This is a genomic window from Variovorax sp. P2_H12 (genome assembly GCF_056403395.1).
The window spans coordinates 1-483 of record NZ_JBFUFO010000175.1; the positions used below are offsets into that span (position 1 = coordinate 1).

Here is a 483-nt window from a genome sequence, read left to right on the forward strand (position 1 = left end):
GAGGTGATGTAGCGGTCGGACAGGGTCGCGGCGGCCACCAGCGCGGAGTCCGCGATCTGCACCTTGTGGTGCGCCTCGTACCGTCCCTTGAGCCCACGCAGGATCGCGATGGTGTCCTCGACGGACGGTTCGGCGACCAKGACCTGCTGGAAGCGGCGYTCSAGSGCGGCGTCCTTCTCGATGYGCTYGCGRTACTCGTCGAGSGTSGTSGCGCCGACCATSYGSAGYTCACCACGGGCSAGCATCGGCTTGAGCATGTTGCCGGCGTCCATGGCGGAGTCCCCGCCCGCCCCGGCGCCCACGACGGTGTGCAGCTCGTCGATGAACGTGATGATCTGCCCGTCGCTCTCCTTGATCTCGGAGAGGACGGACTTCAGCCGCTCCTCGAACTCGCCTCGGTACTTGGCTCCGGCGACCATGGCCCCGAGGTCCAGTGAGACGAGCCGCTTGTTCCTCAGGCTCTCGGGCACATCGCCCTTGACG

Annotated in this window: 1 protein-coding gene; it reads right to left on the minus strand. The window is 67.1% G+C overall.

The features are described 5' to 3' along the window. Positions 1-483: AAA family ATPase (locus AC1DYK_RS35695; protein WP_478170567.1), on the minus strand; the 483-nt coding region annotated here is incomplete at both ends.